Source organism: Litchfieldella xinjiangensis (assembly GCF_000759345.1).
Lineage (GTDB): Bacteria > Pseudomonadota > Gammaproteobacteria > Pseudomonadales > Halomonadaceae > Litchfieldella_A > Litchfieldella_A xinjiangensis.
Genome location: NZ_JPZL01000002.1, coordinates 21,299 through 36,094, shown reverse-complemented (window position 1 = coordinate 36,094; position 14,796 = coordinate 21,299). Strand labels below are relative to the sequence as shown.

Below are 14,796 nucleotides of genomic sequence, written 5' to 3'. Positions count from 1 at the left end.
TGGCATGAAGGGCGAAAGCGCCCGCGTGAGTAACCGTCTATTCTACCGGGTCGTCGGCTCGCAGGAAAAGGCCATGTCGGGATCGAGGGCCGTCGTTTTGCCGTGTCGTCGATCCACCCCGTATACTGAAACTTTTGCGTCCCGCACGAGGTGGTAATGGACAGGATTCTGGTCAGGGGTGCACGCACCCACAACCTCAAGCAAATCGACGTCGATCTTCCGCGCGACAAACTGATCGTGGTGACCGGCCTGTCGGGCTCGGGAAAGTCCTCGCTGGCCTTCGATACGCTCTACGCCGAAGGACAGCGGCGCTACGTTGAATCACTATCGACGTATGCACGCCAGTTCCTATCAATGATGGAGAAACCGGACGTCGACCATATCGAAGGGTTATCCCCGGCGATCTCCATCGAGCAGAAGTCCACGTCGCACAACCCGCGCTCGACCGTGGGCACCATCACCGAAATCTACGACTACCTGCGCCTGCTTTTTGCCCGTGCGGGTACGCCCCGATGCCCGGAACATGGGGAGGACCTCGAGGCACAGACGGTCTCGCAGATGGTCGATCAGGTCCTGGCCCTTCCCGAAGGCAGCAAGCTGATGCTGCTCGCACCGGTCGTCAAAGGGCGTAAGGGTGAGCACCTGCAGCTACTCGCCGAGTTGCGTGCCCAGGGCTTCGTACGCGTAGTGATCGACGGTCAGGCCCTGGAGCTCGACGACGTCGCCCCGCTGGACAAGAACAAGAAGCACGATATCAGTGTGGCCGTCGACCGTATCAAAGTGCGTGATGGCCTGCAGCAGCGTCTGGCCGAGTCCTTCGAGACGGCCCTGGGCCTGGCCGATGGCATCGCGGTGGTTCACTTCATGGAGGGTGAGGCCGAGGACATCACCTTTTCGGCCCGCTTTGCCTGCCCAGTGTGTGGCTATTCGATCGCAGAACTCGAACCACGCATGTTTTCGTTCAACAACCCGGCCGGGGCGTGCCCAACCTGCGACGGCCTTGGATCGCAACAGTTCTTCGATCCCGACAAGCTGATCAGCCACCCCGAGCTTTCACTCGCCGAGGGCGTTATCAAGGGGTGGGATCGGCGCAGCGTGTACTATTTCAATCAACTGCAGGCAGTGGCCGATCATTACCGTTTCACTCTGGAAACCGCCTGGAAGGACCTGGCACGCCACGAGCGTGAGGTGATCCTTAACGGCAGTGGCCATGACGAGATCGCCTTTATCTACGCCAACGATCGCGGCAAGAAGGTGACCCGCGAGCACCCTTTCGAAGGCGTGCTGCCCAATATGCAGCGTCGCTATCGCGAAACCGAATCCAATATGGTGCGTGAGGATCTGGCCCGCTACCTGGCCGTCCAGCCCTGCCCCACCTGTCATGGTTCGCGCTTGCGCAGAGAATCCCGCCATGTTTATGTCGACGATCACACGCTTCCAGATTTTGTGCGTTTCCCGATTGGCGAAGCGCTGGACTACTTCAAGGCATTGACGCTGCCGGGGCGCAAGGGCGAGATCGCCCTCAAGATCGTGCATGAAATTCATGCGCGACTGGAATTCCTGGTCAACGTCGGCCTCGATTATCTCAATCTCGAACGCAGCGCCGAAACCTTGTCCGGTGGCGAGGCCCAACGTATCCGCCTGGCCAGCCAGATCGGGGCCGGTCTGGTCGGGGTAATGTATATCCTCGACGAGCCTTCGATCGGCCTGCACCAGCGCGACAACGATCGTCTACTCAAGACGCTTGAGCACCTGAGAGACTTGGGGAACACCGTCATCGTCGTCGAGCACGACGAGGATGCCATTCGAGCAGCGGACCATGTGCTGGACATCGGGCCAGGCGCAGGGGTACACGGCGGCCGAATCGTGGCTCAGGGCACACCCGAAGAGGTGCAGGCCAATCCTGATTCGCTGACGGGACAGTACCTCTCCGGTGCACGGGGTATCGAGGTGCCACCATGGCGAATCCCGGGGAATCCGGAGAAGACCCTGCGTCTGACCGGGGCCAGTGGTAACAATCTTCAGGATGTCGCCCTGTCACTTCCACTCGGCCTGTTCGTGTGCGTGACGGGGGTATCGGGATCGGGGAAATCCACCTTGATCAACTCCACGCTGATGCCGATCGCGGCTCGGGAGTTGAACAAGGCCACGACATTGACCCCGGCGCCCTATACCGCTATCGAAGGACTCGACCAGCTCGACAAGATCATCGATATCGACCAGAGCCCGATCGGGCGAACACCTCGTTCGAATCCCGCCACCTATACCGGTATTTTTACGGCCATTCGCGAGTTGTTTGCCGGTACACAGGAGGCTCGCTCGCGGGGGTACAAGCCCGGCCGTTTCTCGTTCAACGTCAAGGGTGGGCGCTGCGAGGCCTGTCAGGGCGAGGGGATGATCAAGGTCGAGATGCACTTTCTGCCGGATATCTACGTACCGTGCGATGTCTGCAAAGGGAAGCGCTACAATCGCGAAACCCTCGAGATCGAGTACAAAGGCAAGAGCATACACGAGGTATTGGAAATGACTGTCGAAGAAGCCCTGGGCTTCTTCAGCCCGGTGCCGGCCATTGCCCGTCGACTACAGACGCTTCTCGATGTGGGGCTGTCTTACATCCGGCTGGGACAGAGCGCAACCACGTTATCTGGGGGTGAGGCCCAACGCGTCAAGCTGGCTCGGGAGTTGGCCAAGCGCGACACCGGGAAGACGCTCTATATATTGGACGAGCCCACCACCGGTCTGCATTTTGAGGATATCCGCCAGCTGCTTGGCGTATTGCATCGCCTGCGTGACCATGGCAACACCATCGTCGTCATTGAGCACAACCTCGACGTGATCAAGACAGCCGATTGGATCATCGACCTAGGCCCTGAAGGCGGCTCCGGTGGCGGTCGCATCATTGCCGAAGGTACGCCTGAGCAAGTCTCAAAAATGCCGATCTCCCATACGGGACGCTTCCTCAAGCCCTTGCTTGAGCGTGCCAAGACCCACAAGGCCGATAAAAAGACGGCAACCACGTAAGCCATACAGGCATAAAAAAACCGGCTCCTGAGAGCCGGTTTACGTTTGCCTGCCGCGATAGCGCTGCGAGAATCACTCCTCGGCAGCAGCTTCCTCGACGACCGGACGGTCGACCAGTTCGACGTAGGCCATAGGCGCGTTGTCACCAGTACGGAAACCGCACTTGAGGATACGGATATAACCACCCGGACGCTCGACATAACGCGGACCCAGCTCGTTGAAGAGCTTACCGACCGCTTCTTTGGAGCGAGTACGGCTGAAGGCCAGACGACGATTGGCGACACTATCCTGCTTGGCCAGGGTGATCAGCGGCTCGATATGACGACGCAGTTCCTTGGCCTTGGGCAGGGTTGTCTTGATAACTTCGTGCTCGACCAGCGATACGCACATGTTCTTGAACATGGCCTGGCGGTGCGAGCTGGTACGATTTAAGTGACGACCACTCTTACGATGACGCATGGTTGTGATTCCTTACCAAACTGGGACTCGAGTCGACGCTCACGCAGAGGCCTTGTCGTCCTTGAGGCTCGACGGCGGCCAATTCTCCAACCGCATGCCGAGGGACAAACCGCGGGCGGCCAACACGTCCTTGATCTCATTCAGGGACTTCTTACCGAGATTCGGTGTCTTCAACAGCTCAACTTCAGTGCGCTGGATAAGATCACCGATGTAGTAAATATTCTCGGCCTTCAGGCAGTTGGCACTGCGAACGGTCAACTCGAGATCGTCTACGGGACGCAGCAGGATGGGATCGACGTGATCCTCCTCCTCCTTGACCTCCTGTTCCTTATCAGCTTCCAAATCGACGAACGCACCCAACTGCTCCTGCAGGATGGTGGCGCTACGACGAATAGCCTCTTCGGGATCCAGGGTGCCGTCGGTTTCCAGGTCAATGACCAGCTTGTCGAGGTCGGTACGCTGTTCAACACGCGCGGCCTCGACGGAGTAGGAAACCCGGCGTACAGGGCTGAAGGTCGCATCCAGCTGCAGGCGACCGATGGCGCGGGACTCGTCGTCCGCATCACCACGCATATCCGCCGGCTCGTAACCGCGGCCACGGGCAATCCGAAGCTGCATCTTGAGCTCGGCACCTTCATTGACGTGCGCGATGACATGATCGGGGTTGACGATTTCCACATCGTGATCGGTGGAAATATCTCCCGCTGTCACGACGGCCGGGCCCTGCTGGTTCAGCGTGAGCACCGCCTCGTCGCGGCTATGCATCTTGATCGCCACGTCCTTGAGGTTCAGGAGGATTTCGATAACGTCTTCCTGCACCCCTTCGATCGCACTGTACTCATGGTCGACACCGGCGATCTCCGCTTCCACCACGGCGCAGCCGGGCATTGAGGAGAGCAGGATGCGACGCAGCGCATTCCCCAGGGTGTGCCCGAAGCCGCGCTCGAACGGCTCGAGCACGATCTTCGCACGGTGTGCACTGATCTCTTCGACCTTGATATCGCGAGGACGGAGAAACTCTGTCACTGAACGCTGCATGATGAACACCTATAGGCTGCCAAACGGATACTCGGTACTCTGCATCGCCGGACCCACATAGCGGATCCGGCCACGTCACAAGGACGTTTACTTCGAGTACAGCTCGACGATCAGGTTTTCGTTGATGTCGGCAGACAAGTCGCCGCGTTCAGGCAGAGCCTTGAAGGTGCCTTCCATCTTCTTGGCATCGACCTCGATCCAGTGTACATCACCGCGGTTAGCAGCGATGGACAGCGCATTCTGAATGCGCGCCTGGTTCTTGGCCTTCTCGCGAACGGAGACCACATCACCGGGCTTGACCTGATAGGACGCAACGTTGACGGTGCGGCCGTTGACGGTGATCGCCTTGTGGCTTACCAGCTGACGCGCTTCGGAGCGAGTCGAGCCAAAGCCCATGCGATAGACGACATTGTCCAGTCGGGATTCAAGAAGCTGCAGCAACAACTCGCCGGTTGCACCCTTCAGACGGGCCGCTTCCTTGTAGTAATTGCGGAACTGCTTCTCGAGTACGCCGTAGATACGACGCACTTTCTGCTTCTCACGAAGCTGCAAGCCGTAGTCGGAAAGACGCTGACGGCGCTGGCCGTGCACACCCGGGATCTGCTCGGATTTGCACTTCTTCTCGAAGGGAGTGACACCGCTCTTGAGGAAGAGGTCGGTACCTTCACGACGAGACAGTTTGCACTTCGGTCCAATATAACGAGCCATGAATCTGTCTCCTTAAACGCGGCGTTTCTTCGGCGGACGGCAGCCGTTATGGGGAACGGGCGTCGCGTCGGTGATGCTTTGCACGCGGAAACCGGCGGCATTGAGAGCACGCACGGCAGACTCACGGCCAGGACCGGGGCCCTTGACCAGCACGTCGACGTTTTTCACACCATACTCGGCTGCAGCGGTCGCTGCACGTTCGCTTGCCACTTGAGCAGCGAACGGGGTGCTCTTGCGAGAACCACGAAAACCCGAACCACCGGCAGTTGCCCAGGAAAGGGCATTGCCCTGGCGGTCTGTGATCGTCACGATCGTATTGTTAAAAGAGGCATGGATGTGGGCAACCGCATCCACTACCTGCTTTTTAACCTTTTTACGGTTACTACGCGGGTTAGCCATGTTGATGTCTATTCCTGTCTTAACGCCACATGCGTGTTATTTGCGAATCGGCTTACGCGGGCCCTTGCGGGTACGCGCATTGGTCTTGGTACGCTGACCACGCAGCGGAAGACCACGACGATGACGCAGACCACGATAGCAACCCAAGTCCATGAGACGCTTGATATTCAGCGTCACATCACGACGTAGGTCACCTTCAACGGTGAACTTGCCGACTTCAGTACGCAGGGTGTCCAGCTCATCGGAGGACAATTCCTGAATCTTGGTAGTCGGCGCGATGCCGGCAGCGGCACAAATGATCTGTGCGCGCGTACGGCCAATCCCGAAGATATAGGTCAGCGAGATCGCCGCATGCTTGTTGTCCGGGATATTGACGCCTGCAATACGGGCCATCAGCTTACTCCGAAATTTGAGCGGCTTGCTCGTTGGATCAACTACAAAAGGCGCAACAGCATACCCCTTTACCCTAATCAGGGCAAGGGGTATGCCAGCACCGGTTCAGGTCAACGCCTGGGTATCAACCCTGACGCTGCTTGTGCCGCGGCTCCGTGCAGATGACGCGAACAGCGCCGTTGCGACGGATGATCTTGCAGTTACGGCACATTTTCTTTACGGAAGCTCGAACTTTCATCGTTCTCTCCAAATCGCGGTCGGCGCGCCTCAGCGCATGATGCCGCCGCTACCGTAGCCTTTCAGGTTGGCCTTCTTCATGACCGACTCATACTGATTCGACATGAGATGCGACTGTACCTGGGCCATGAAATCCATGATCACCACCACCACGATCAGCAGCGAAGTTCCACCGAAGAAGAACGGTACGTTCCAGGCTACAATCAGGAACTGAGGCATCAAGGAAACCGCAGTGATGTACAGGGCACCGAACAGGGTCAGACGTGTCATGACCTTGTCGATATAGCGAGCCGTCTGCTCGCCCGGACGGATACCCGGCAGGAACGCCCCTGACTTCTTGAGGTTGTCAGCGACATCCTTGGGGTTGAAGACCAGCGCTGTGTAAAAGAAGCAGAAGAATATCACCGCCGCCGCGAAAAGCAAGATGTACAACGGCTGACCCGGGCCAAGAGCCAAGGACGCCTTCTGCAGCCACTCCATGCCGTCACCGGCGCTGACCCATTGGCCGAGAGAAGCCGGAAACAGCAGAATGCTGGAGGCGAAGATGGCAGGAATGACACCCGCCATGTTGACCTTCAGAGGCAAGTAACTACTTTGCCCTGCATACATCTTGTTGCCCACCTGACGACGTGGGTAGTTCACCGTGATGCGGCGTTGGCCGCGCTCGATGAACACCACGAAGGCCACGGTGGCAACCCCCAGTACGGTCAGTGCCAGCAGCGGCAATACGTTCCAGGCACCGTCGTTGCGCGCCAGTTCGAACGATTGGCCGACGGCACCCGGCAACCCGGCGACGATCCCAGAGAAGATCAGCAACGAAATGCCATTGCCGATCCCCTTCTCGGTAATCTGCTCACCTAGCCACATCATGAACACCGCTCCGGATACGAATGTAACCACGGCGGTGAAATAGAAGCTGAAGTCAGCAGCGTAGGCGACTCCCTGCCCTGCCAGGCCAACCGACATGCCGGTCGCCTGGACAAAAGCAAGAACCACCGTGCCGTAGCGCGTGTACTGGCTGATCTTGCGGCGTCCAGCCTCACCCTCTTTCTTCAATTGCTCAAGATGAGGTGAGACCGCGGTCAAGAGCTGCATGATGATCGATGCGGAGATATACGGCATGATCCCCAGCGCCAAGATACTCATGCGCTCCAGGGCGCCCCCTGAGAACATGTTGAACAGTCCCAGGATGGTGCCCTGCTGCTCCCTGAACAAGGCAGCTAGCTGGTCAGGATTGATACCGGGAACGGGAATGTGTGCACCGATTCGGTACACCACGATGGCGAGAAACACGAAGCGCAAGCGCGCCCACAGTTCACTCAACCCACTTCCCGTCGCCGGCATGTTACCTGACTTAGCCATTAGTCCTCTACCTTGCCACCGGCGGCTTCGATTGCGCTGCGGGCACCTTTGGTGACCTTCAGACCGCGCACGGTAACCGCCTTGTTCAGTTCGCCGGAGAGGATCACCTTCGCATGCTGCGTGGCGTCCTTGAGCACGTTGGCCTTCTTGAGGCTTTCGAGGGTGACTTCATCGCCCTCGACCTTGCCCAGCTCGGCCAGGCGAACCTCTTCGGAGACCAGTGACTTCATTGAGGTGAAGCCAAACTTGGGCAGACGACGCTGCAACGGCATCTGGCCGCCCTCGAAACCGGGCTTGACCGTACCACCGCTACGCGACTTCTGACCCTTGTGACCACGACCACCGGTCTTGCCAAGACCAGAGCCGATGCCACGGCCGACACGCTTCTCGGCGTGCTTGGAACCCGGTGCCGGGCTCAGGCTATTGAGTTTCATGGATTACTCTCCCTCAACACGCACAAGGTAGTTGACCTTGTTGACCATACCGCGTACGGCAGGGGTGTCTTCCAATTCGACCGTATGCCCGATGCGACGCAGCCCGAGGCCTTTCATGGTGGCCTTGTGCTTATCCAGGACGCCGATGGTGCTACGGATCTGGGTAACCTTGATCGTTGCTGCCATGGTGCTTACCCCGTGATCGCTTCGACAGACAGTCCGCGCTTGGCGGCGATGTCTTCCGGAGACTGCATGGCGGCAAGACCTTTGACGGTCGCACGCACCACGTTCACCGGATTAGTGGAGCCGTAGCACTTGGCCAGAACGTCGTGGACGCCAGCCAGTTCGAGCACGGAGCGCATGGCACCGCCGGCGATGATCCCGGTACCTTCGGAAGCCGGCTGCATGTAGACCTTGGATGCACCATGACGGGCGCGAACCGGGTACTGCAGCGTGCTACCGCTAAGGGTAACCTTGACCATGTTACGACGTGCCTGATCCATGGCCTTCTGAATCGCGACAGGCACTTCACGCGCCTTGCCACGACCGAAGCCAACACGACCATTGCCATCACCAACGACGGTCAGTGCGGTAAAGCCGAAAATCCGGCCCCCCTTGACCACCTTGGCGACGCGGTTGACCTGCACGAGCTTTTCCTGCAGATCTCCGCCGTTCTGTTCGTTCTTCGCCATCGTAAAACCCTTTAGAATTCCAGACCGCCTTCACGTGCGGCATCTGCCAAGGCCTTGACGCGGCCATGGTACTTGAAGCCAGCACGGTCGAAGGCCACCTGAGTGATGCCTGCTTCCTTTGCGCGTTCGGCAATCAACGCACCCACCTTGGCGGCAGCGTCAGAATTACCGGTCGCACCCTCGCGCAGGGCCTTGTCCAGCGTCGAAGCGCTGGCCAATACCTTGCCACCATCCGGCGAGATGATCTGCGCATAGATGTGGCGCGGGGTACGGTTCACACACAGGCGATACACGCCCAGCTCGCGGATCTTGGCACGCGCGCGGCGGGCACGACGGAGACGAGATTCTTTCTTCGCGTTCATAACCCTGCCTTACTTCTTCTTGGCTTCTTTGCGGCGGACCTGCTCGTCGCCGTACCGGATACCCTTGCCCTTGTAGGGCTCAGGCGGACGGAAGGCACGGATTTCCGCGGCTACCTGGCCGAGCTTCTGCTTGTCCGCGCTCTTCAGCACGATCGTGGTGTTCTTGGGCGTTTCCGCCACGACACCTTCAGGCAGCGTGTACTCGACCGGGTGGGAGAAGCCCAGTGTGAGGTTGAGCGTCTTGCCACTTGCCTGGGCACGGTAGCCGACGCCATTGATCTCGAGGCTCTTGGTGAACCCCTCGTGCACACCGGTAACCAGGTTCTGGACCAGTGCGCGAGTAGTACCGGCCATGGCCCAGCTCTTGGCGCTCTCGCTCGGAGCGAAGGTCAGCTGACCTTCTTCCTGGCCGATCACGACGTCAGCGTGAACGGTCATGGCGAGCGTGCCCTGACCGCCCTTGACGGTCAGTTGATCGCCGTCGAGCTTGACTTCGACGCCGCTGGGCAGCTTAACCGGATATTTGGCTATGCGGGACATTCCAAACTCCTAGAATACGGTGCAGAGGACTTCACCACCGACACCGGCATGACGGGCCGCACGATCGGTCATCACGCCCTGGGAGGTGGAAACGATCGCGACGCCCATACCATCGGCGACCTTAGGCAGCGCATCCTTGCCCTTGTACTGGCGCAGGGACGGCTTGGACACTCGCTGGATGTGCTCGATGACCGGCTTGCCCTCGAAGTACTTGAGGCTGACGGTCAGTTCGGGCTTGACGTCACCACTGACAGCGAAGTCATTGATGTAGCCCTCTTCCTTCAATACGCGGGCCAGCTCGATCTTGAGCTTGGAAGACGGCATGGTAACCGTCTCCTTGGTGGCCATCTGCGCATTGCGGATACGGGTGAACATATCCGCCAGCGTATCTTGCATGCTCATTACGTTACGCTCCTGATAATTCTACGTGGCCGTTACCAGCTGGACTTCTTGAGCCCGGGAACGTCGCCACGCATGGCGGCTTCACGCAACATGTTCCGGGCAAGCCCGAACTTGTTGTAGTAGCCGTGCGGACGACCGGTGATACGGCAGCGATTACGCTGGCGTACCGGACTGGAGTCGCGCGGCAGCTGCTGCAACTGAAGCTGTGCGTCGAAGCGCTCTTCGTCGGAAGCGTTCACGTCGTAGATGACGGCCTTGAGTGCTGCGCGCTTGGCGGCATACTTCTCGACCTGCTTGGTGCGCTTGAGTTCGCGCTCAATCATGCTCTTCTTTGCCATGATCCCACCCTTATCGCTTGAACGGGAAGTTCAGCGCGCTCAGCAGCGCACGCCCTTCTTCGTCAGTGTTGGCAGTGGTGGTGATTGTGACATCCAGACCACGAATCCGGTCGATCTTATCATATTCGATCTCCGGGAAGATGATCTGCTCACGCACCCCCATGGAATAGTTGCCACGGCCGTCGAAGGACTTCGGGTTCAGACCCCGGAAGTCACGCACGCGGGGGATCGCGATGTTCACCAGGCGGTCCAGGAAGTCCCACATGCGCGCACTGCGCAGTGTGACCTTGATCCCGATGGGCCAACCTTCACGCACCTTGAAGCCCGCGATGGACTTGCGTGCCTTGGTCACCATCGGCTTCTGACCGGAGAGCATCTCCAGATCGCCGATGGCATTGTCGATCAGCTTCTTGTCGCTGGTCGCATCGCCGATACCCATGTTCAGGGTCACCTTGGTGATCCGGGGTACCTGCATAACGTTGGCGTAGCTGAACTGCTCTCGGAGTTGAGCCACCACCTCGTTCTGATAACGTTCTTTCAAGTTCGCCATTTTGCTACCCGACTCGCGTTAGGCGTCGATCTGCGTCTGCGTCGACTTGTAGATACGTACCTTGGTACCGTCTTCCTTTACCTGGAAGCCGACGCGATCCGCCTTACCGGTCTCCTGATTGAAGATGGCTACGTTGGACGCGTGAATCGGAGCCTCGCGCTCGACGATACCGCCCTGATTGCCGGCCATGGGATTGGGCTTGGTGTGACGCTTAATCATATTCACACCGGACACCACGAAGCGGTTTTCGAGAACCCGCTTAACGGTGCCACGCTTGCCCTTGTCCTTGCCAGCGATGACGATCACTTCATCGTCACGTTTGATCTTTTGCATATCCGCCTCGCTCCTTACAGCACTTCAGGCGCCAAGGAAATGATCTTCATGAACTTCTCAGTACGAAGTTCACGCGTCACCGGCCCGAAAATACGGGTTCCGATCGGCTGTTCGTTGGTGTTGTTCAACAGAACCGCCGCATTTCCGTCGAAGCGGATCAGCGAACCGTCGCTACGACGGACGCCACTACGGGTCCGGACTACCACAGCCTTGAGGACCTGGCCCTTCTTGACCTTGCCCCGTGGAATGGCTTCCTTCACCGTGACCTTGATGATGTCACCCACGCGAGCGTAGCGGCGGTGTGAACCGCCCAGCACCTTGATGCATTGCACCCGGCGCGCGCCGCTGTTGTCGGCGACATCCAGCATTGTCTGTGTCTGAATCATCGGTTTTCTCCAAACCTAATCTGACCGCACTGGTTGTGAGGTGAGCTCAGCCCTTGGCCTGCTCGACCACTTCGACCAGCGTCCAGGCTTTCTTCTTTGACAGGGGACGCGATTCCTGAATGGAAACGGTGTCGCCTGCCTTAGCCTGGTTCTGCGCGTCATGGGCATGCAGTTTGGTGGAGCGCTTCACGTACTTGCCGTAAATCGGATGACGCTCACGGCGCTCGATCATGACGACGATGGACTTGTCCATCTTGTCACTCACCACCTTGCCGGTGAGCGTACGGGATTTCTTTTCTTCGGCCATCTCAATCACCTGCTTTCTCGTTGAGCACAGTCTTCACGCGGGCGATATCCCGACGGACCTGCTTGAGCAGATGAGTCTGGCTCAGTTGGCCAGTGGCCTTCTGCATGCGCAGGTTGAACTGCTCGCGGAGGAGTTCGAAGAGCTGCTCGCGCAGTTCCCCTTCCGACTTTTCACGAATTTCCTGGGCTTTCATCACATCACCGTCCGTTTCACAAAGGTGGTGGAGACCGGGAATTTCTGCGCTGCCAGGCTGAACGCCTCGCGAGCCAACTCTTCAGAAACACCTTCGATCTCATACAGGACACGACCTGGCTGGATCTGTGCGACCCAGTATTCCACGGAGCCTTTCCCCTTACCCATACGAACTTCGAGGGGCTTCTTGGAGATCGGCTTGTCCGGGAAGACCCGAATCCAGATCTTGCCGCCACGCTTGACGTGACGAGTGATGGCACGACGACCCGCTTCGATCTGTCGAGCAGTGACGCGACCGCGTCCGGTAGCTTTCAGGCCATACTCGCCGAAGCTCACCTTGCTTCCGCGATGCGCCAGGCCACGGTTGCGGCCTTTCTGCATCTTGCGGAATTTCATACGCTTGGGTTGTAACATCGATTCGCTCTCCCCTTACCTGGAACCTTTCTTCTTGGAGGGCGCTGCCTGAGGCTGTTGCTTGGCCTTGGCGCGTACCTCCTCGATGCCCCCGAGGATTTCACCCTTGAAGACCCATACCTTGACGCCGATGACGCCGTAGGTGGTGTGGGCTTCGTAGGTGGCGTAGTCGATGTCCGCACGCAGCGTATGCAGCGGTACACGACCTTCGCGGTACCATTCGGTACGAGCGATCTCAGCACCGCCGAGGCGGCCGGACAGCTGTACCTTGATACCACCCGCGCCCAGGCGCATGGCATTCTGCACGGCGCGCTTCATGGCGCGACGGAACATCACGCGACGCTCAAGCTGGCCGGCGATGTTCTGCGCAACGAGCTGGGCATCGAGTTCCGGCTTGCGAACTTCCTCGATGTTGACGTGCACAGGCACGCCCATCATCTGGGTGACGTCACGACGCAGCCGATCGACGTCCTCGCCCTTCTTGCCAATCACGATGCCCGGACGGGCCGTGTGAATGGTAATGCGGGCATTGTTAGCCGGACGCTCGATGATGATGCGGCTTACAGACGCATTCTTCAGACGCTCCTCGAGGAAGCGGCGAACGGCAAGATCATTATTCAACTTGTCTGCGTAGGCACCGCGCTCGGCGTACCACACTGATGTGTGGTCCTTGACGATACCGAGACGAATACCTGTCGGATTTACTTTCTGACCCATCTGGTCGACTCCTACTTCTCGGCTACCTTGACGGTGATGTGGCAGGTGCGCTTCAAGATACGATCCGCGCGGCCTTTGGCGCGCGGCTGGATGCGCTTGAGCGTCATGCCCTCATCGACACAGATGGTCGAGACACGCAGCTCGTCGATGTCCATGCCGTTGTTTTCTTCCGCGTTCGCAATAGCGGACTGAAGCACTTTCTTGACCAGCTTGGCAGCCTTCTTCGGTGAGAAGGTCAGCAGGTCGAGCGCTTCGGCGACCGGTTTACCGCGCACCTGGTCAGCCACCAAACGGGCCTTCTGGGCGGATAAACGAGCGCCACGCAGCTTAGCTGTGACTTCCATCTCTCAATCCTCTCTGGCTTACCGTTTGGCTTTCTTGTCCGCCGCATGGCCGCGGTAGGTGCGGGTGGCAGCGAATTCGCCCAGCTTGTGGCCAACCATTTCCTCGGAGACGTGCACCGGGACGTGTTGGCGACCGTTATGGACTGCAATGGTGAGCCCGACCATGTTGGGCAGGATCATCGAACGACGCGACCAGGTCTTGATCGGTTTACGGTCGTTCTTCTCCACTGCAGCCTCAACCTTCTTCAGCAGATGAAGGTCAATGAAGGGACCTTTCTTCAGTGAACGTGGCACAGCCGTTACCTCTTGATGTCTTGGCGTTGGATCTTAGTTCCGGGCCTTGCGGCGACGAATGATCAGCTTGTCGGTGCGCTTGTTCTTGCGGGTCTTGTGACCCTTGGTGGGCACGCCCCACGGTGTTACCGGGTGACGGCCACCACTGGTACGACCTTCACCGCCACCATGCGGGTGATCGACCGGGTTCATGGCCACACCGCGAACGGTCGGGCGCACACCTCTCCAGCGCTTCGCACCGGCCTTGCCAAGTTGACGTAGGCTGTGCTCGGAGTTGCTCACCTCGCCGAGGGTTGCACGGCATTCGGCCAGAATCTTGCGCATCTCGCCGGAGCGAAGACGCACAGTGGCGTAATTGCCTTCACGTGCTACCAGCTGAGCGCTGGCACCGGCACTGCGAGCGATCTGAGCGCCTTTGCCGGGCTTGAGCTCGATGCAGTGCACGGTGGAACCCACCGGGATGTTGCGCAGCGGCAGGGTATTGCCCCGCTTGATCGCCGCGTTGACACCGGACTCGAGTTTGTCGCCAGCAGTCACGCCCTTCGGCGCGATAATGTAGCGACGCTCACCGTCCAGGTACTTCAGCAGCGCAATGTGTGCGCTACGGTTCGGGTCGTACTCCAGACGCTCGACGATGGCGGGAACGCCATCCTTGGTGCGCTTGAAGTCGATCATCCGATAATGATGACGATGGCCACCGCCCACGTGACGGGTAGTAATGCGGCCATTGTTGTTACGCCCACCGGACTTCGACTGCTTTTCGAGCAGCGGCGCGTAAGCGCGACCCTTGTAAAGCTCGTCGCTGACGACCTTGACCAGGTGGCGACGACCGGCGGATGTGGGTTTGGTCTTAACTACTGCCATGATCCGTACT

25 protein-coding genes are annotated in these 14,796 nt (G+C 58.9%); 1 reads left to right on the top strand and 24 read right to left on the bottom strand.

Features of this window, described 5'->3' with window-relative positions; all coding sequences use genetic code 11:
- The first annotated feature begins 156 nt into the window (after positions 1 to 156).
- Positions 157 to 3,021: an excinuclease ABC subunit UvrA gene (gene uvrA / locus JH15_RS07695; RefSeq protein ID WP_043529148.1), complete on the top strand. Its 2,865-nt coding sequence runs from the start codon at positions 157 to 159 to the stop codon at positions 3,019 to 3,021.
- Between the two features lie 72 nt (positions 3,022 to 3,093).
- On the opposite strand, the gene rplQ is transcribed toward uvrA, so the two are convergent.
- From rplQ to rplB, 24 genes are all read right to left on the bottom strand, one after another.
- Positions 3,094 to 3,480, bottom strand: coding sequence for a 50S ribosomal protein L17 (gene rplQ / locus JH15_RS07690; RefSeq protein WP_043529146.1), 387 nt, complete (start codon positions 3,478 to 3,480; stop codon positions 3,094 to 3,096).
- A gap of 39 nt (positions 3,481 to 3,519) precedes the next feature.
- A complete protein-coding gene (locus JH15_RS07685; RefSeq protein ID WP_043529143.1) occupies positions 3,520 to 4,518 on the bottom strand; it encodes a DNA-directed RNA polymerase subunit alpha in 999 nt (332 codons plus the stop codon).
- Between the two features lie 87 nt (positions 4,519 to 4,605).
- Entirely contained in the window at positions 4,606 to 5,226 is a 621-nt protein-coding gene (gene rpsD / locus JH15_RS07680) for a 30S ribosomal protein S4 (RefSeq protein WP_043529141.1), read from the bottom strand.
- A 12-nt stretch (positions 5,227 to 5,238) separates the two neighbouring features.
- A complete protein-coding gene (rpsK, locus tag JH15_RS07675) occupies positions 5,239 to 5,625 on the bottom strand; it encodes a 30S ribosomal protein S11 (protein WP_011505752.1) in 387 nt (128 codons plus the stop codon).
- A 36-nt stretch (positions 5,626 to 5,661) separates the two neighbouring features.
- Positions 5,662 to 6,018: a 30S ribosomal protein S13 gene (rpsM, locus tag JH15_RS07670; protein WP_043529136.1), complete on the bottom strand. Its 357-nt coding sequence runs from the start codon at positions 6,016 to 6,018 to the stop codon at positions 5,662 to 5,664.
- Positions 6,019 to 6,142: 124 nt separating this feature from the next.
- Positions 6,143 to 6,256: a 50S ribosomal protein L36 gene (rpmJ, locus tag JH15_RS17750; RefSeq protein WP_031384759.1), complete on the bottom strand. Its 114-nt coding sequence runs from the start codon at positions 6,254 to 6,256 to the stop codon at positions 6,143 to 6,145.
- A 29-nt stretch (positions 6,257 to 6,285) separates the two neighbouring features.
- Positions 6,286 to 7,617 carry a preprotein translocase subunit SecY gene (gene secY / locus JH15_RS07665; RefSeq protein ID WP_043529134.1) on the bottom strand — a complete coding sequence of 444 codons (1,332 nt, stop codon included), beginning with the start codon at positions 7,615 to 7,617 and terminating at the stop codon, positions 6,286 to 6,288.
- Positions 7,617 to 8,051: a 50S ribosomal protein L15 gene (rplO, locus tag JH15_RS07660; protein WP_043529133.1), complete on the bottom strand. Its 435-nt coding sequence runs from the start codon at positions 8,049 to 8,051 to the stop codon at positions 7,617 to 7,619. Before rplO ends, secY begins: the two co-directional genes overlap by 1 nt.
- A gap of 3 nt (positions 8,052 to 8,054) precedes the next feature.
- A complete protein-coding gene (gene rpmD, locus JH15_RS07655; RefSeq protein WP_043529132.1) occupies positions 8,055 to 8,237 on the bottom strand; it encodes a 50S ribosomal protein L30 in 183 nt (60 codons plus the stop codon).
- Between the two features lie 5 nt (positions 8,238 to 8,242).
- Entirely contained in the window at positions 8,243 to 8,743 is a 501-nt protein-coding gene (gene rpsE / locus JH15_RS07650) for a 30S ribosomal protein S5 (RefSeq protein WP_043529129.1), read from the bottom strand.
- Positions 8,744 to 8,754: 11 nt separating this feature from the next.
- Positions 8,755 to 9,105, bottom strand: a complete 351-nt coding sequence (gene rplR / locus JH15_RS07645) for a 50S ribosomal protein L18 (protein WP_043529127.1) — start codon at positions 9,103 to 9,105, stop codon at positions 8,755 to 8,757.
- 9 nt (positions 9,106 to 9,114) lie between these two features.
- Complete coding sequence (rplF, locus tag JH15_RS07640) at positions 9,115 to 9,645, bottom strand: 50S ribosomal protein L6 (protein ID WP_043529125.1); 531 nt, start codon at positions 9,643 to 9,645, stop codon at positions 9,115 to 9,117.
- 9 nt (positions 9,646 to 9,654) lie between these two features.
- The gene (gene rpsH / locus JH15_RS07635) at positions 9,655 to 10,047 is read right to left on the bottom strand and encodes a 30S ribosomal protein S8 (protein WP_043529123.1); all 393 of its coding nucleotides are present in this window, start codon (positions 10,045 to 10,047) and stop codon (positions 9,655 to 9,657) included.
- A 32-nt stretch (positions 10,048 to 10,079) separates the two neighbouring features.
- Entirely contained in the window at positions 10,080 to 10,385 is a 306-nt protein-coding gene (gene rpsN / locus JH15_RS07630) for a 30S ribosomal protein S14 (RefSeq protein ID WP_043529122.1), read from the bottom strand.
- A gap of 10 nt (positions 10,386 to 10,395) precedes the next feature.
- Positions 10,396 to 10,935 (bottom strand): 50S ribosomal protein L5, encoded by a 540-nt coding sequence (rplE, locus tag JH15_RS07625; RefSeq protein WP_043529120.1) that lies wholly within the window; start codon positions 10,933 to 10,935, stop codon positions 10,396 to 10,398.
- Between the two features lie 18 nt (positions 10,936 to 10,953).
- On the bottom strand, positions 10,954 to 11,268 hold the full coding sequence (rplX, locus tag JH15_RS07620) for a 50S ribosomal protein L24 (RefSeq protein WP_043529118.1): 315 nt from the start codon (positions 11,266 to 11,268) through the stop codon (positions 10,954 to 10,956).
- A 14-nt stretch (positions 11,269 to 11,282) separates the two neighbouring features.
- Complete coding sequence (rplN, locus tag JH15_RS07615; RefSeq protein WP_010626476.1) at positions 11,283 to 11,654, bottom strand: 50S ribosomal protein L14; 372 nt, start codon at positions 11,652 to 11,654, stop codon at positions 11,283 to 11,285.
- Positions 11,655 to 11,700: 46 nt separating this feature from the next.
- Positions 11,701 to 11,961, bottom strand: a complete 261-nt coding sequence (rpsQ, locus tag JH15_RS07610) for a 30S ribosomal protein S17 (RefSeq protein ID WP_043529115.1) — start codon at positions 11,959 to 11,961, stop codon at positions 11,701 to 11,703.
- A gap of 1 nt (position 11,962) precedes the next feature.
- The gene (rpmC, locus tag JH15_RS07605) at positions 11,963 to 12,154 is read right to left on the bottom strand and encodes a 50S ribosomal protein L29 (RefSeq protein WP_043529114.1); all 192 of its coding nucleotides are present in this window, start codon (positions 12,152 to 12,154) and stop codon (positions 11,963 to 11,965) included.
- A complete protein-coding gene (gene rplP / locus JH15_RS07600) occupies positions 12,154 to 12,567 on the bottom strand; it encodes a 50S ribosomal protein L16 (protein ID WP_043529112.1) in 414 nt (137 codons plus the stop codon). Before rplP ends, rpmC begins: the two co-directional genes overlap by 1 nt.
- A 15-nt stretch (positions 12,568 to 12,582) precedes the next feature.
- Positions 12,583 to 13,284, bottom strand: coding sequence for a 30S ribosomal protein S3 (gene rpsC, locus JH15_RS07595; RefSeq protein WP_043529111.1), 702 nt, complete (start codon positions 13,282 to 13,284; stop codon positions 12,583 to 12,585).
- Between the two features lie 11 nt (positions 13,285 to 13,295).
- Positions 13,296 to 13,628 (bottom strand): 50S ribosomal protein L22, encoded by a 333-nt coding sequence (rplV, locus tag JH15_RS07590; RefSeq protein ID WP_016419085.1) that lies wholly within the window; start codon positions 13,626 to 13,628, stop codon positions 13,296 to 13,298.
- Between the two features lie 18 nt (positions 13,629 to 13,646).
- Positions 13,647 to 13,922, bottom strand: a complete 276-nt coding sequence (rpsS, locus tag JH15_RS07585; RefSeq protein WP_009098993.1) for a 30S ribosomal protein S19 — start codon at positions 13,920 to 13,922, stop codon at positions 13,647 to 13,649.
- A gap of 33 nt (positions 13,923 to 13,955) precedes the next feature.
- Entirely contained in the window at positions 13,956 to 14,786 is an 831-nt protein-coding gene (gene rplB, locus JH15_RS07580; protein ID WP_043529110.1) for a 50S ribosomal protein L2, read from the bottom strand.
- Between the last annotated feature and the right edge of the window lie 10 nt (positions 14,787 to 14,796).

Coding starts and splice junctions, on each gene's coding strand:
- rpsK (WP_011505752.1), bottom strand. CDS start 5,625: ATGGCTAACCCGCGTAGTAACCGTAAAAAGGTTAAAAAGCAGGTAGTG.
- rpsN (WP_043529122.1), bottom strand. CDS start 10,385: ATGGCAAAGAAGAGCATGATTGAGCGCGAACTCAAGCGCACCAAGCAG.
- rplF (WP_043529125.1), bottom strand. CDS start 9,645: ATGTCCCGCATAGCCAAATATCCGGTTAAGCTGCCCAGCGGCGTCGAA.
- rplQ (WP_043529146.1), bottom strand. CDS start 3,480: ATGCGTCATCGTAAGAGTGGTCGTCACTTAAATCGTACCAGCTCGCAC.
- rpsQ (WP_043529115.1), bottom strand. CDS start 11,961: ATGGCCGAAGAAAAGAAATCCCGTACGCTCACCGGCAAGGTGGTGAGT.
- rpsD (WP_043529141.1), bottom strand. CDS start 5,226: ATGGCTCGTTATATTGGACCGAAGTGCAAACTGTCTCGTCGTGAAGGT.
- rpsC (WP_043529111.1), bottom strand. CDS start 13,284: ATGGGTCAGAAAGTAAATCCGACAGGTATTCGTCTCGGTATCGTCAAG.
- rplB (WP_043529110.1), bottom strand. CDS start 14,786: ATGGCAGTAGTTAAGACCAAACCCACATCCGCCGGTCGTCGCCACCTG.
- rpsH (WP_043529123.1), bottom strand. CDS start 10,047: ATGAGCATGCAAGATACGCTGGCGGATATGTTCACCCGTATCCGCAAT.
- rpmC (WP_043529114.1), bottom strand. CDS start 12,154: ATGAAAGCCCAGGAAATTCGTGAAAAGTCGGAAGGGGAACTGCGCGAG.
- rplP (WP_043529112.1), bottom strand. CDS start 12,567: ATGTTACAACCCAAGCGTATGAAATTCCGCAAGATGCAGAAAGGCCGC.
- rplE (WP_043529120.1), bottom strand. CDS start 10,935: ATGGCGAACTTGAAAGAACGTTATCAGAACGAGGTGGTGGCTCAACTC.
- uvrA (WP_043529148.1), top strand. CDS start 157: ATGGACAGGATTCTGGTCAGGGGTGCACGCACCCACAACCTCAAGCAA.
- rpmD (WP_043529132.1), bottom strand. CDS start 8,237: ATGGCAGCAACGATCAAGGTTACCCAGATCCGTAGCACCATCGGCGTC.
- JH15_RS07685 (WP_043529143.1), bottom strand. CDS start 4,518: ATGCAGCGTTCAGTGACAGAGTTTCTCCGTCCTCGCGATATCAAGGTC.
- rpsM (WP_043529136.1), bottom strand. CDS start 6,018: ATGGCCCGTATTGCAGGCGTCAATATCCCGGACAACAAGCATGCGGCG.
- rplO (WP_043529133.1), bottom strand. CDS start 8,051: ATGAAACTCAATAGCCTGAGCCCGGCACCGGGTTCCAAGCACGCCGAG.
- rpsE (WP_043529129.1), bottom strand. CDS start 8,743: ATGGCGAAGAACGAACAGAACGGCGGAGATCTGCAGGAAAAGCTCGTG.
- rplN (WP_010626476.1), bottom strand. CDS start 11,654: ATGATTCAGACACAGACAATGCTGGATGTCGCCGACAACAGCGGCGCG.
- rplX (WP_043529118.1), bottom strand. CDS start 11,268: ATGCAAAAGATCAAACGTGACGATGAAGTGATCGTCATCGCTGGCAAG.
- rplV (WP_016419085.1), bottom strand. CDS start 13,628: ATGGAAGTCACAGCTAAGCTGCGTGGCGCTCGTTTATCCGCCCAGAAG.
- secY (WP_043529134.1), bottom strand. CDS start 7,617: ATGGCTAAGTCAGGTAACATGCCGGCGACGGGAAGTGGGTTGAGTGAA.
- rplR (WP_043529127.1), bottom strand. CDS start 9,105: ATGAACGCGAAGAAAGAATCTCGTCTCCGTCGTGCCCGCCGCGCGCGT.
- rpmJ (WP_031384759.1), bottom strand. CDS start 6,256: ATGAAAGTTCGAGCTTCCGTAAAGAAAATGTGCCGTAACTGCAAGATC.